This window comes from Chitinophaga skermanii (genome assembly GCF_003259335.1).
In the GTDB taxonomy this organism is placed as follows: domain Bacteria; phylum Bacteroidota; class Bacteroidia; order Chitinophagales; family Chitinophagaceae; genus Chitinophaga; species Chitinophaga skermanii.
This window is the reverse complement of the sequence record NZ_QLLL01000001.1, coordinates 463,554-477,104: the sequence shown is the minus strand read 5'-3', so window position 1 is coordinate 477,104 and position 13,551 is coordinate 463,554. Positions and strand designations below refer to the sequence as shown.

Here is a 13,551-nt window from a genome sequence, read left to right as displayed (position 1 = left end):
CTTAAGTATTGAAGAATACTTGTAAATGAATGCTTTCCTGTAAATTCTCCGTACCCGCCCTGTACTTTCCCTGTAATCTCTCTGTAGTTTCTCTGTAGTTTGCTTATAACTACCTTATTTTCACCCGCTTGTAAGCCGTTATTTCACCGTGGTATTGCCGTGGGTTACATGTTGATAACCAATCAAAATTATGTTGCCACACCTTTGCAAATACGGGAGAATTTGCTTATCTTAATAAGTAAAAGCAACATCCATTTTGTAACCACAAAAAAGCCATTGTTATGCGTAAATCGCTACAACTAACCCCGCAATTACTCGAGCAACTCGCTCTTCTTCAATCATTACAAACATTATTAGCCGCCGCCAATAAGAAGCCCTCTACCAATTGGGGAGCAGGCACTTGTGCACAACGGAAAGAATTCGGCCGAGCGGCCACTACAGCCGCCGCCGTACGCCACGCTTTTAAAGAAACGATGGAATATATCAACGATAAAGGCATGTACCGCAGGCTATCATCCCAATTATTCAAAACTCTCAAGCAAGATACCATACATCCATTAGGCGAACGCACCGTAGAGGCAGGCAATATAGCCCAGCTTAAAGGCTTCGAATTCAACAGTCAAACAAAGTTCCGCCGACTGTTTACTGCGCCTTATCATGTAGCGTTAAATAGGCAACAAGGGCATGCACAAGTAACCATCCCGGCATTCCAAGCAGGCAGCGAAGTACACGCCCCTAAAAACAGTACACATTTCAAGTTAATAGCCACCATTCACGCCATTAACTTCGATACATATAGCTATAACAGCACTTGCGTAACCAGCGAATACCAATCCATCTACCAATCTATACCCGAACAAATATTCCAATTACCTTTCCAACCCAACGACAATCGCCACCTATTCGTATCCATCGGCATTGTATTCGTAGATGTTGAAAACAACCGCGCATACAAGGTAAAAGGTGGTACCTGCAATGCCATGCAAATAACCCACGTGTTCGACAAAGCCGAGTGGAAACCTATACCGCAAACAGTTAAAAAAATTCGCCCGAAAGTATTTACCATCTCCAACAAAACATGCACTTTCGCCATTCCCCCGTATGTCGCTATAGGAGCGCCTATTCTTCGTCGACATACAGTTATTCACAAACAACCGCGTACGCGTGTTAGAAAGCAACTTGCACGCAAGGAATGAGATAATCTTTCGTCATAATTACACTGGTGGATGGCATTGCAACGCTAATGCTAGGAGCATTATGTACCTACTAAAACAAAGTGGAGGAAAAAGGTAGAGAAATAGACTTTATAACTACGTTTATGCATAGCCGTGTAAATGCAAGTACAATGTGCATACAGTGTATGCAAAACAAAAACGGCGCAACAAGCCAAAGCTCATTGCGCCGACAATATTATGTTGATCGCTTATAATCTTTCGATTACACCGGCAATACCTTGCCCACCACCTACACAGGCAGTTACGATACCGTATTTTTGGTTCAATCGTTCCAAATCATTGAGGATTTGTACCGTTAATTTCGCGCCTGTACAGCCCAATGGGTGACCTAAAGAAATAGCTCCACCGTTGATGTTCACTTTGTTCTCATCCAATCCTAATTCGCGGATAACCGCTAAAGATTGGCTAGCAAAGGCTTCATTCAACTCAATCAAATCAATATCTGCTAAGGTCTTATTCGCTACTTTCAATGCTTTCGGAATAGCCGCAACAGGACCAATACCCATGATCCTCGGGTGCACACCCGCCGATACACAGCTAATTAAACGACCAATCGGTTTCAATCCCAAAGAGGTCATCATCTTTTCACTCATAACCACCACGAAGGCAGCACCATCACTGGTTTGAGAAGAGTTACCGGCTGTTACCGAACCACCGGCAGCAAATACAGGTTTCAGTTTTGCCAATGCTTCCATAGAAGTATCTGCACGTGGACCTTCGTCTGTATCAACTGTATACTTACGGCTGGCACGCTTACCTTTCTCGTTCACGTATACTTCTTCTACTTCAATAGGCAAAATACCCTTTTTGAAGTAGCCATTCTGAATAGCGTTGATCGCACGTTGATGCGAACGGTATGAAAAAGCATCTTGGTCTTCACGGGAAACTTTGAACTCGTTGGCTACTGCTTCCGCGGTATGACCCATGCTTAAATAATAATCTGGTGTTACGCTGGAAACCGTGTAGTTAGGCACTGTTTTCCAACCTGCTGTTGGTACAAGGCTCATACTCTCCGTACCACCCGCCACAATACAATCGGCCTGGCCGGTTTGTATTTTTGCCGTAGCAATGGCAATGGTTTCTAAACCCGATGCACAATAACGGTTAACCGTCATGCCCGGCACTTCAATACCCAATGCGCGTACAGCAATCATTCTACCAATCTGTAATCCTTGTTCTGCTTCTGGAACAGCGTTGCCTACAATCAAATCATCAACCTGTGCAGGGTCGAGCTGCGGCACCGATTTCAACAAACCCGTAATTACATCCACTGCGAGATCGTCGGGCCGGTAAAACCTAAATCCGCCACGTTTCGATTTACCAACTGCTGTTCTAAAGCCGGCTACGATATATGCATCTTGCATGGTTAAATATTTTTATTGAGATGAATAATGATCTTTCCAAATTTAAGATAAATCCTGTCAAAAACCGCGGTGCAACACATAGCTTTAACGTTTATTTTAAACGCTGTACAGGCTTACATTTCATCTTTTTCAATTAGTAAGCGATACCAATTTTCCGGTATATGAAACTCATTAACCAGGCCGGGCCAATCAATAAAAATTGTAAGTCCTTTAGAAAGGAAGGCTTTTTCCCCTCTACTTTATGTCCCCAGAATTGCCCAATCCATGCCAATACAAATACAACCACGCATACCAACCATAGCGGCAGGCCTTGTAGTTCAATAAAACGGGCTAAGAGTAAACAAGCACAAGAGAAAATAAGCATGCCTACAGATAATGCAGGCGAGAGGCGAACGTAGTACACAATTACTAACAGTAACGCGATCATGGCAAGGTTCAAGGGCATGTTCAGTACTTCGAAAGCACTAATCTTTACGCTAAACAATAAACCCACAATGCTGAAGAAAATAGCCGGCACACAGATCCAGTGCACGGTTTTGTTTGTTTCGTTTTGGTGGCTTTCCCCGTAGTCGGACAGCCAATCTTGGATTGTTTTCATAACGGGCACGATTTAGATGATGTATCACCTAATTTAATGAAAGCCGCCCGCTTTTCCAATTTCCTAATCGGGTATTTTGAAGTAGATCCTCCGCACATTCACCCCTGCCACTATTCCATAACCATTTAACACGTTGCTATACACGCGGGTAGGTTCTACCAACACATTCCCTTCATCCATTCTCTGCTGATCCAATGATTTCAAATATTGGTAAGCCGTTTCTGTAAGCGAGGTTACTTCTACTACAATAAAGTCTTTCGCTTTATGCGCTTCTTGTAATTGCAATACAACAGGAGTATCCTTCCCATCGAAACGCTCGTCGGTAATCAACGCGTAATCGTAATAATTCTCCGTTGCAATATCTGTAAACGCATTACTATAAGATGGATCGAACCTAAACTTCTTCACTACTTTAGGTTCTATTTTGTGGGTTACGGCAGAAGAATCACCCGCGTACATTCTTACACGGTAATACTCTTTTACACGTGGCCGATCGTGTAAATAAAAGCGTGCACGAATACCTCCTTTCCGCGCGCGCAACAAGTTAATAAACGGCGCATGCGGCAAGGTATCGCGGCCCGACACTTCATCTAAACCACTGGCACCTACCACGTATTTATATTGCTTTCCAAGTTTCGCTTTTTCGGTAGACACATAGTACCCAAATCCTTTAATACGTTGGAACGTAACAGGTATTTCCACATCGTTTTCCATTAATTGCACCTTGGCATTCGTTACCTCTGCAAACGACGTATTACTGGGCTTGCCCGACACTGTTACGCGTAAGTAAATAACGCTGTCGGGTTGAATAAATGAATTCAACACCAGCTTATCGCCCTCGTAAGGCACATCCAAATTCACGGTTTTCTCGCATGATTGCGTTGTAAAACTCGCTACCAGCAATAAGAATAAGGCGATATGTTGTATCAACTTTTGCATGTTCCTAAAATTTTAAAGCATACGTTACACTTGGTAATAAAGGCAGAATGCTGAACTGCGTTAGTTCGCGTTGATTTGTTTGTGGATTCGTTTTGTAATAGTAGAAGAAGGGATTTTTACGGTTATACGCATTGTATAAACTGAAGTTTAAACTATGTGTAAACTTGTTCTTCCTCGACCAACTATACGTTACACTCGCATCTAAGCGGTGAATATCTTTCATGCGTAAACTGTTCCGGTCGCCAATTTGATCTACCGGCGTAGAAGGCAAGCCTACCGGGTCGTGCGGCGAAGGATCGGAAATACCTTCGTAACGAGCTATCGGCAAGGTAAGCGGCAAGCCTGTAGAATATTCCCAACCACCGGAAATTTCCCAGTGCTTGTTAAATCGGTGCATGAATACCAATTCAAGATCATGCGTACGATCGTATTTATACGGGAAGGCATGCCCGTTGTTGATGTTCGGGAACTTCCGGTCGCTACGCGATAAAGTGTACGCTACCCAGCCACGTGTTTTCCCTTTCTTCTTCTGGAACAATACTTCTAACCCGTAACTCCAACCACGACCCACCGATACCTTTTCATCCCACTGCTTCGTGGCCGATTCCAATGTTTCGGTTCCACTAAATTCAATCACGTTCGACATGGTTTTATAATACACCTCCGCCGATGCTTCGTACACTTGGCTATTACTTGTTTTACCAATGCCTACAGCTATTTGCCGAGAGTTCATCGGCTTCACCCTATTGGTAGAAGGCACCCATATATCGTTCGGTAAATAACTGGTACTATTGGCCAATAAGTGAATATACTGGGTCATATGTGTATAACTCATCTTCAAAGCCCAGTTCTTCGGTAAAATATAGCGAATGCCAAGGCGCGGTTGTACCGACCAATAAAACTGTGGGAACAACATAAAACCCGATATATGCACACCAATATTGGCATATAATGAGTCCGATAATTTCCAATCATCTTCCCCGTACAAATTCAACTCTACACTTCCTTTTCTTTGCTTGTTAAACACTGTATCCACCGGGTTTGCATCATCCTTATTCCTAAAGCGTGTAATCCCTGGTTCGAACTGGTGATAAATAGCATGCATACCAAACTTAGCCGTATGCTTGGGATTAGGACGGAAGTCGAAATCCATCCTGGCAGCGGCATCATGTATTTTAGAATAGTACTTCCCGAATAAATCATCTTGTTCCTCTTTATCATCGGATTGGTAGAGGTAACTGTAATCGGTTAAGAAGTAGTATTGAGAATAATTGAGTGTTAGGTTAGAAAAGAGTTTCGGGTTGAAGATATGGTTCCAACGAGCCGAATATACTTGGTTACCCCAGCCTAATCTAAAGCTGATTCTTTCCTTGTAATCGACCCCAGTATTGGGGTTTACCCGCTTCAAGCTGAAGTTATCCTGCCCGGCATAAGCGCTGAGGAATAAACGATCTTTGGGAGAGAAGATATGGTTCACTTTCGCATTGAAATCGTAGAAATAAGCGTAGAACTCGCCGTCTTCTCCAAGGTCTAATGTTTCTTCAAAGAAGGGGCGCGCCACCAAATCGGTATAGGTTCTACGGCCTGTAACTACGAAAGAGGTTTTATCCTTAATAATCGGTCCTTCTACCATAAACTTCGCCGCCAATAAACCAATCGACGCTTCGCCATGGTAATTCTTCATATCTCCATCTTTCATAGCAATATCTACCACCGACGATAAACGGCCGCCGTAACGAGCTGGGAAGGCCCCTTTATATAAATCGACGTGCTTAATGATATCTGGGTTGAAAACGGAGAATACCCCGAATAGATGGGAAGAATTATACACCGGCGTGCCATCCATAAGGATCAAGTTTTGATCGGGGCTACCACCGCGAACGTGTAAGCTGCTGGCCCCATCGCCACCGGCGGTAACCCCTGGCATTGCTTGGATAGCGCGCAGCACGTCGTTCTCGCCAAGTAGGCGCGGCATGCTTTTCACTTCCGATACCGCTACTTCCACTTTGCTCATTTGGGTTTGCTCTTGTAAACGTGGCCCATCATCTTTCACACTTACTTCTTGCAAGGTGTTATTGGGTACGAGCGAAACGGTCAGTTGTTTATTCTTTTCTTTTTCCGAGAGATGGATTTTCTTAGGAATATAGCCGATGTACGACACCACGAAATTAACCGTGTCTTTCGGCACTGTTAAGCTATAGAAACCGTATTGATTGGTTAAAGTGCCCGTATTGTTATGGGCAGCGTAGATCGTGGCACCAATGAGTTTCTCACCGGTACGCGCATCCTCCACGTAGCCATTAATGGTACGTGTGTTCACTACATAAACTGTCAACACAACCTGTTCGCCGATACGTTTGTAAAGAATCCCGTTTTGCGTGAATAACATATCCATTACCTTCCGCAAAGGTTCATTCTTAACTTCCAACGTAACCCGTTGGTTCATTTTCACTACATCGCGACTAAAGGAAAAATGGATGCCGTAGGCTTTCTCCAGTTGTTCGCAGGCGTCGGACAGGGGTTGATTTCGCAAGGTAAGGGATACCCGGGTGTGCCAGTTCCATCCCAATACTTGCATTGGTAACCATATAAAAATAGTCACCAGCAGAGCTTTCCGGGCCAGCGACCTCATAAATTACTGTCTATTTTCGATAAATCCGATACCCTAGTTGGCCATTTTTCTCAGCCACTAAATTGGTCATAAACGTAATCGATGCGATAATATTATCCATCGATTCATTCTCAAAAGTAGCAGATATCGGAATCTTAAACAAGGAGGAATCTTGTAGTTGTATGTCTACCTTGTAAACAGTGCGTATAGTTTGGGCTACGCTAGAGAGGGGAATATCTTTAAAAGTGAGTTTTTTCTTATCCACATCCACCACGTTACCAGCTACATCGAATTTATCCAGTTCATTTTCAGCTCGTAAGATCATGCCTTGGGTAAGCACAATACTATCGTCGGTATTGTGATTGATAACCAAAACTTTACCTGCATCCACATGAATCATAATGGCCGAGTCGGGATGATAATCGATGGTGAAGCGGGTACCTAGTACCTTTACTTCAATACTGTCGAGGTGAATAACGAAGGGGTATTGATCGTTTTGTGCAATGTCGAATACACCGTGGCCCCTGAAATGTACGGCGCGGTGTTTCTTATTAAACGACTTCACGGGTGTTAAATGACCATTTTCCCCTAAATCGATAACAGTACCATCTGCCAAATTTGTATGCAACGGCCCAGACAGTACCGTTGGTTCATCTTGTTGGAGAAGACGCCACACGAGGGTGGTACCCAATATTACGACGAGGATAGCCGCTATACGCATCCAAGCGCGGAGGGGCTTTTTATGAGCAACGGTTAAAGGAGCTTCGTTATAGCTAGGCCTGCCAATAGCGGTATATAATTGTTCCCAGGCAGCCTCGGTATTGGTAACAGGAGTGGCCAAAGGAGTATTAATTACCTTTTGAATGCCGGTCAATATAGATTCATTATTAGCATCGGCTACGCGCCAAGCATTTACCCATGCGCGTTCTTCCTCGGTACTTTCATCGAGGAGATATTTGCAGAGTAATGCGTATAATTCGTCGCCTTGTAATGAATCGAACATGGATAGTTCCTGTTTATGTATGTAAGACGTTTGGCAAATAGCCTTCCCCCTACACCCGTTAAAAAAGCGTTAAAAAAATTGGTGGTGTCCTTTCCCGGCAGATAATAGCAACAAGATAAGGGGTAAAAATTCCTTTAGTTCTTCGTGTAAAATTTTGAGGGCTTTTCCCATTTGGTTTTCCACGGTTTTGATAGATATGCCCATTGTGTCGGCAATTTCGGCGTACTTGAGGTGCTGTTGCCGGCTAAGCACAAACACTTCCCGGCAGCGTTCCGGGAGTTTTTGTAGGGCTAGCTGGAGCATATTTTCAAGATCGCGTGCAAAGGCGGGCATATCTGCGGCTTGGGATTGCGACTGCCCAAAATCGGTTTCTTTTTGGTTGCGCACCTGCTGTTTACGCCAGTGGCTGATGGCGGTATTGCGTATGGCGCCGAGTAGATAGGATTTTGGCGTGCCTTGGATATCTATTGTACTACGTTTCTCCCAGAGCTGGGTAAATACAAGTTGCACCACCTCTTCGGCCACGTGGGGGTCGCCGGTGTATTGCGTAGCAAACGCTATACAGCCATGGTGCTGTGTTTTAAAAATATGTTCAAACTCTTGTATTGTCAACATAATAGTTACGTGTAAAAATATGGGCTTCTATGCAAACCTCCATGGAAATCCATTATAAACATATAATTTAATTTACGCAATAGTATTCCTTTATGCCGCATAAAAGTGTGATGCTGAAACTTTATCTTTGCATCACTCATGTACTCGTTAATTAAAAAAATACTGTTCGGCTTTCAACCTGAAAGCATTCACCACGGCGTAATGCGTGGCCTGAAATTTGTGCACAATGTGCCATTTGGTAAGTCTATTATAAGCGCTTTTTGTAAGCCGAATGTTACAGGCTTGGAAAAAGAGTTATTTGACTTGAAGTTTAGCAACCCGGTGGGCCTTGCTGCCGGCTTTGATAAGGATGCTAAGTATATTGATGAATTGGCACAATTGGGATTCGGTTTCGTAGAAATTGGAACAGTAACGCCCCTTGCACAACCTGGGAACGATCTTCCCCGCTTATTCCGTTTACCGGAAGATGGCGCGTTGATTAACCGCATGGGCTTTAATAACGAAGGTGCACCCGCAGCAGCAAAACGTTTGCTCAACCGCAAATCGAACATCATTGTAGGTGGTAACATCGGTAAAAACAAGGTAACGCCCAACGAAGAAGCAGTAAGCGATTACGAAAAAGGCTTCCATGCTTTATTCGACGTGGTAGATTACTTTGTAGTGAATGTAAGTTCACCCAATACACCCGGTTTGCGTGCTTTGCAAGAGAAAGAGCCATTAAAACAATTGCTCCACCACTTGCAAACGTTGAATGCACAGAAAATAAAGCCAAAACCTATTTTATTAAAGATAGCGCCCGATTTAACCACCGAGCAGCTCGATGATATTATTGAAATTGTATCGGAAACTAAGCTGGCTGGGATCGTGGCTACCAATACCACCATCAGCCGCGAAGGTTTAAAAACACCTGCTGCCACATTAGAGGAGATTGGCGCAGGCGGGTTAAGCGGCCTACCGGTGAAAGAGAAAGCCACCGAAGTCATTCGCTACATTCACAAACATTCAAACGGGCAAATTCCCATCATCGCCGTTGGTGGAATTTTCACAGCTGCCGACGCCCAAGAAAAACTGGATGCAGGCGCTGCCCTCGTTCAAGTGTACACCGGCTTCATCTATGAAGGTCCTGCTATTGTGAAGAAGATCTGTGCCGGCCTTAGGAGATCATAAATTTTATTGATTGCGCATTTATATCACCTAACAATTACAGTTAACAAAACACACCATGAACTTCGACATTAGCCATCTATTAACGGTCGACTCGCTCATTAGCTTGCTCACCCTTATATTGATGGAAGTAGTCCTCGGTATCGACAACGTTATTTTCGTGTCGATCGTTATGAACCGCTTACCCGAAGAAAAACGGAAAACAGCCCGTAAACTTTGGATGGTATTCGGTATCATTACCCGCATCATCCTCCTATTATTCATCGGCCAAATTGTGAAAGCCACGCAACCGCTTTTCACCATCTTCGGCAATGGCCTCAGCTTGCGCGACCTCATCATGTTGGGCGGTGGTTTGTTCCTCCTCGTGAAAACAACCATGGAAATTCACCACAAATTAGAAGGTGAAGAAGATACCCACGTAAGCGGCGACGGCAAAAGCAAAGCCTCTAATTCCATGGCCAAAGTGGTAACACAAATCATCATGATCGACCTTGTGTTCTCTTTCGACAGTATCATTACGGCCGTAGGTTTAGCGAAACACACCGATATTATGATCATCGCCGTAATAATCGCGATGTTCGTAATGTTCTTGTTTGCCGCACAAATCAGCAACTTTATCCACAAGCACCCTACATTAAAAATGTTGGCCTTATCGTTCTTGGTAATGGTGGGAGCGATCTTAATCGTGGAAGGTTGGGATGCAGAACGTGCCCACGACTTACACTTGAAAAACTACGTGTATTTCGCAATGGCCTTCTCGTTCCTCGTAGAAATATTGAACATGCGTGTACGCAAGAAAACAGCCCCTCCAGTTAAATTGCGCGAACCGCAATTGGAGGATACAGACTTGAAACCATAATTATTGTGCAATACATTAGAAAAAGCTCATCGGAAGATGGGCTTTTTTTGTTACTTATACACAATCTAAAAGCATATTGCCGTCTAAATGGAACCGGTTATGCAAGCTTTTTACAATATCCAAATTAGGATTTTTGCTTCCTTTTAATAGCCCTGATAAATAAGCTTTAGAGATTCGTAACTCTTCTGAAAGTTGCGTTTGATTAAAACCATTTGTAATCATCACATGATAGATTACAGTTTTAAAATCAGGTTTCATTGGCATTGGATAATGTTTAGCCTCCCATATTTCTACTGCCTCTGATAATCTGTCCAACTTTTCATCATCTTCAGGTGTAAGATTTGCGGATCCTTTGGCCATAATCGCTTCGATTTCAGCCATCGTTTCGTGATACATTTTCTTTGAAGTAATATGTTCCATTTTTAGTTTTTTACAAATTCAACATCATAAGGTTAATAAGCTATTTGATTTACATAATTCATCGTACTCTCGATGAGTAAAGATTCCACGGATGTAAACCAATCGCCTTTTAAAAAAGATCATAGCAATTAGTCTAAACTTATTTCCTCCTACATTGAATACAAAACGATCCTCTCCAATAAAATCTACTGTTGAAAAAACTTCCTTTAATTCATTAAAAGAAGAAAAATTCATTTTTGTCAATTTGTACCACAAATCATTCAAAGGAATTAAAGCCCTTGAATGTTTCTTTGAAAAAGCATTTACCCTCTCTTTAGAGATTACTCTCATACTATATCGTTTAAGCCTGAAAAATTGTTTTATAATTTTTACATGCTTAGTACGAACAATACTTTCATGAAAGTAATCATTAATTCACAAAAATAAAAGTTTGTTCACAATTGTAAACACATAAAAACAATTGTAAAACAACTTTTTAATCCGACTTGTATTAGAAATTACTCCACATTCTTCGCTGCCAATAAAGTAGCCGCTACAACACCGGCTGTTTCCGTACGCAAGCGGGTATTCCCTAACGACACGGGTGTGAATTGTTGTTGTAAAGCCAACTCAATTTCTTGTGGTGTAAAGTCGCCTTCCGGGCCAATGAGGATAATGGCATCTTCGGCTGGTTTTACCACGTGTAACAGGAATTGTTTGCTTTCGGGTAAGCAGTGAGCAATAAACTTCTGGGAAATAGTGCAGGATTGTACCAACTCGTTAAAGGTAGTAGCAGGCGCTAGCTTGGTAATGAAGCTTTGTTGGGATTGTAGCATGGCACTTACCAAGATACTTTCCAAGCGCTCTACTTTAAGCTTTTCTTTTTCGGTTCTGTGGGTGATGAGTGGAATGATGTTTTGCACACCTATTTCCACGGCTTTTTCCAGGAACCATTCAATACGGGAAGCGTTCTTTGTAAAGGCAATGGCAATGGTGAGTTGGGGATGTGAAGGGGGAACAGTTGTTACGTTAAGAATGTTAAGCACGCAACGTTTACGGTGATCGTCGATAATTTCGGCTTCGTATTTACTGCCGTTGCCATCGGTTAGCAATACGTGATCGCCTATGGTTTTGCGTAATACTTGCACACAATACTTCGAAGTGGGTTCATCCATCGTGTATTGACTTTGTGCGGCTTGTAGTTCTTTTGCGTAAAATACCGGTAGTTCCATTGCCGCAAAAATAACAAATAGCCCGTGCAATAAAAAAAAGTGCGGGTATCACTACCCGCACCGCAAAAACTACCTTATTTATTCGCTGCTTCCAGCTGCTTTGTTCGTACATGGAACCGGAAGAATAACAAGAGCGAAGCCACCATCAAGCCAAGCGTTAAGCCCCACCAAATGCCGCTTACACCCATACCCATTTTCCAGCCTAACACGTAGCCTAAAGGCAATCCTATCACCCAATAAGCTACCAGTGTAATTAAGGTCGGTAATTTCACATCACCCAACCCCCTTAACACACCCAAACCTACTACCTGTGTACCATCAAATAACTGGAACACCGCCGCGATAATTAATAATCCCGAAGCGCATTGAATTACTGCCGGATCATCGATGTAAAAGGCCGGTAATATTTGGTTGCCGATAAGGAAAATAAGGGCGCAGAAGCTCATTAATACTAACACTAAGTGATAGCTAGCAATGGCCGACATCCGCAGTTCGGTAAAGTTCTTCCTACCGAAGTTGTTACCGCTTTTAATACCCGCCGCAGCAGATATACCACTGGCCATCATGTAGGTCATGGCCGCTAAGCTTAATGCTACCTGGTGTGCCGCTAATTCGGTCGACCCAATCCAGCCCACCATAATCGCTGCGCCGCCAAAAGCACTTACCTCGAAGATATATTGCAAAGCCACGGGCGTACCCAAACCGGCAATCTTCTTTAAAATAGCACCCTGTATACGGTTGAAGCTAAAGGTTTTCAAATATGCTTTGAACCTCGGTGCACTTAATACATAATAGGCCATGGTAATACCCATTAATAAGCGATCGGTAAAGGTGGCAATACCAACCCCTACTACGCCCATTTTAGGCAAACCGAATAAGCCATATACCAAGGTAATACCCAGCAAAATATTCAGCACGTTACCCACAATGCTAATATTCATCGCCTGCCGCGTAAAGCCCAACCCTTCCGCGAACTGCTTGAAGGTGAGGTACACCATTAAGGGTATAAACGAAAATGCCAAGTAACGCAAGAAGGGCTTCGCTTCGCGGGCAACATCCTCGCTTTGCTTTAGTATGTCGATATGGTTCGATAACAAGTAAATCACCGAAAACAATAACATCGCCACCACCATGTTAATCAATAAGCTATGGGCGAGTAATCGACCACAACGGGCACGGTTACCACGACCATTTTCTTGTGCAATTAAAGGAGTTAAGCCGTACGACATACCAATACCTGCCACCATAAAAGTGGTAAACATGCTATTCCCCAAGGCAACGGCCGCCAAGGGTACCTTACCGGCATGCCCGATAATGATACTATCTGATAAAGCCACGAGCGTGTGGCCTAATTGGGAAATCACAACTGGGAAAGCCAGTTGGAAATTATCCCGGTAATAACCTTTGTACTTGGTTAACATTGTTTTCATAAGCAGTGGTTAATAGCCTGTCTAATAAAATTCATCCATCAATTTTCCACGATTGTTTTGATACGCATAAAAAAAGCCAGCACCGTGGAGGTTGCTGGCTTT

At 43.3% G+C, this 13,551-nt stretch carries 13 protein-coding genes; 3 read left to right on the top strand and 10 right to left on the bottom strand.

Annotation, left to right across the window (positions count from 1 at the left end; translation table 11 throughout):
- Positions 1-281: 281 nt before the first annotated feature.
- Entirely contained in the window at positions 282-1,196 is a 915-nt protein-coding gene (locus LX64_RS01970; protein WP_111595919.1) for a hypothetical protein, read from the top strand.
- A gap of 227 nt (positions 1,197-1,423) precedes the next feature.
- Here LX64_RS01970 and LX64_RS01965 read toward each other — a convergent pair whose 3' ends face one another.
- The 6 genes from LX64_RS01965 to LX64_RS01940 all read right to left on the bottom strand — a co-directional run bounded on the left by LX64_RS01965 (position 1,424) and on the right by LX64_RS01940 (position 8,365).
- Entirely contained in the window at positions 1,424-2,599 is a 1,176-nt protein-coding gene (locus LX64_RS01965; protein ID WP_111595918.1) for a thiolase family protein, read from the bottom strand.
- 133 nt (positions 2,600-2,732) lie between these two features.
- Positions 2,733-3,197 (bottom strand): Mpo1 family 2-hydroxy fatty acid dioxygenase, encoded by a 465-nt coding sequence (locus LX64_RS01960; RefSeq protein WP_111595917.1) that lies wholly within the window; start codon positions 3,195-3,197, stop codon positions 2,733-2,735.
- Between the two features lie 63 nt (positions 3,198-3,260).
- Entirely contained in the window at positions 3,261-4,136 is an 876-nt protein-coding gene (locus LX64_RS01955; protein ID WP_111595916.1) for a DUF4249 domain-containing protein, read from the bottom strand.
- A 4-nt stretch (positions 4,137-4,140) separates the two neighbouring features.
- Entirely contained in the window at positions 4,141-6,714 is a 2,574-nt protein-coding gene (locus tag LX64_RS01950; RefSeq protein WP_158538502.1) for a carboxypeptidase-like regulatory domain-containing protein, read from the bottom strand.
- Positions 6,715-6,778: 64 nt separating this feature from the next.
- Positions 6,779-7,750: a FecR family protein gene (locus LX64_RS01945; protein ID WP_111595914.1), complete on the bottom strand. Its 972-nt coding sequence runs from the start codon at positions 7,748-7,750 to the stop codon at positions 6,779-6,781.
- Between the two features lie 69 nt (positions 7,751-7,819).
- Positions 7,820-8,365 carry an RNA polymerase sigma-70 factor gene (locus LX64_RS01940; RefSeq protein WP_111595913.1) on the bottom strand — a complete coding sequence of 182 codons (546 nt, stop codon included), beginning with the start codon at positions 8,363-8,365 and terminating at the stop codon, positions 7,820-7,822.
- A 138-nt stretch (positions 8,366-8,503) separates the two neighbouring features.
- Between LX64_RS01940 and LX64_RS01935 the strand changes: the two genes are divergently transcribed.
- Both LX64_RS01935 and LX64_RS01930 read left to right on the top strand, forming a co-directional pair.
- Entirely contained in the window at positions 8,504-9,532 is a 1,029-nt protein-coding gene (locus LX64_RS01935) for a quinone-dependent dihydroorotate dehydrogenase (protein WP_111595912.1), read from the top strand.
- Positions 9,533-9,587: 55 nt separating this feature from the next.
- Entirely contained in the window at positions 9,588-10,388 is an 801-nt protein-coding gene (locus tag LX64_RS01930; RefSeq protein WP_170132805.1) for a TerC family protein, read from the top strand.
- A 54-nt stretch (positions 10,389-10,442) separates the two neighbouring features.
- Here the strand turns inward: LX64_RS01930 and LX64_RS01925 are convergent, their stop codons facing one another.
- The 4 genes from LX64_RS01925 to LX64_RS01910 form a co-directional block, all read right to left on the bottom strand.
- Positions 10,443-10,808: a helix-turn-helix domain-containing protein gene (locus LX64_RS01925; RefSeq protein WP_111595911.1), complete on the bottom strand. Its 366-nt coding sequence runs from the start codon at positions 10,806-10,808 to the stop codon at positions 10,443-10,445.
- Positions 10,809-10,832: 24 nt separating this feature from the next.
- The gene (locus tag LX64_RS01920; protein ID WP_111595910.1) at positions 10,833-11,138 is read right to left on the bottom strand and encodes a type II toxin-antitoxin system HigB family toxin; all 306 of its coding nucleotides are present in this window, start codon (positions 11,136-11,138) and stop codon (positions 10,833-10,835) included.
- 167 nt (positions 11,139-11,305) lie between these two features.
- Positions 11,306-12,019, bottom strand: a complete 714-nt coding sequence (locus LX64_RS01915) for an RsmE family RNA methyltransferase (RefSeq protein WP_111595909.1) — start codon at positions 12,017-12,019, stop codon at positions 11,306-11,308.
- Positions 12,020-12,093: 74 nt separating this feature from the next.
- Positions 12,094-13,449 carry an MATE family efflux transporter gene (locus LX64_RS01910; protein ID WP_111595908.1) on the bottom strand — a complete coding sequence of 452 codons (1,356 nt, stop codon included), beginning with the start codon at positions 13,447-13,449 and terminating at the stop codon, positions 12,094-12,096.
- Positions 13,450-13,551 lie beyond the last annotated feature (102 nt).

Bases quoted from the DNA above. Each gene is read 5' to 3' on its own strand.
- LX64_RS01970 (WP_111595919.1), top strand. From the start codon at position 282: ATGCGTAAATCGCTACAACTAACCCCGCAATTACTCGAGCAACTCGCT.
- LX64_RS01965 (WP_111595918.1), bottom strand. From the start codon at position 2,599: ATGCAAGATGCATATATCGTAGCCGGCTTTAGAACAGCAGTTGGTAAA.
- LX64_RS01960 (WP_111595917.1), bottom strand. From the start codon at position 3,197: ATGAAAACAATCCAAGATTGGCTGTCCGACTACGGGGAAAGCCACCAA.
- LX64_RS01955 (WP_111595916.1), bottom strand. From the start codon at position 4,136: ATGCAAAAGTTGATACAACATATCGCCTTATTCTTATTGCTGGTAGCG.
- LX64_RS01950 (WP_158538502.1), bottom strand. From the start codon at position 6,714: ATGCAAGTATTGGGATGGAACTGGCACACCCGGGTATCCCTTACCTTG.
- LX64_RS01945 (WP_111595914.1), bottom strand. From the start codon at position 7,750: ATGTTCGATTCATTACAAGGCGACGAATTATACGCATTACTCTGCAAA.
- LX64_RS01940 (WP_111595913.1), bottom strand. From the start codon at position 8,365: ATGTTGACAATACAAGAGTTTGAACATATTTTTAAAACACAGCACCAT.
- LX64_RS01935 (WP_111595912.1), top strand. From the start codon at position 8,504: ATGTACTCGTTAATTAAAAAAATACTGTTCGGCTTTCAACCTGAAAGC.
- LX64_RS01930 (WP_170132805.1), top strand. From the start codon at position 9,588: ATGAACTTCGACATTAGCCATCTATTAACGGTCGACTCGCTCATTAGC.
- LX64_RS01925 (WP_111595911.1), bottom strand. From the start codon at position 10,808: ATGGAACATATTACTTCAAAGAAAATGTATCACGAAACGATGGCTGAA.
- LX64_RS01920 (WP_111595910.1), bottom strand. From the start codon at position 11,138: ATGAGAGTAATCTCTAAAGAGAGGGTAAATGCTTTTTCAAAGAAACAT.
- LX64_RS01915 (WP_111595909.1), bottom strand. From the start codon at position 12,019: ATGGAACTACCGGTATTTTACGCAAAAGAACTACAAGCCGCACAAAGT.
- LX64_RS01910 (WP_111595908.1), bottom strand. From the start codon at position 13,449: ATGAAAACAATGTTAACCAAGTACAAAGGTTATTACCGGGATAATTTC.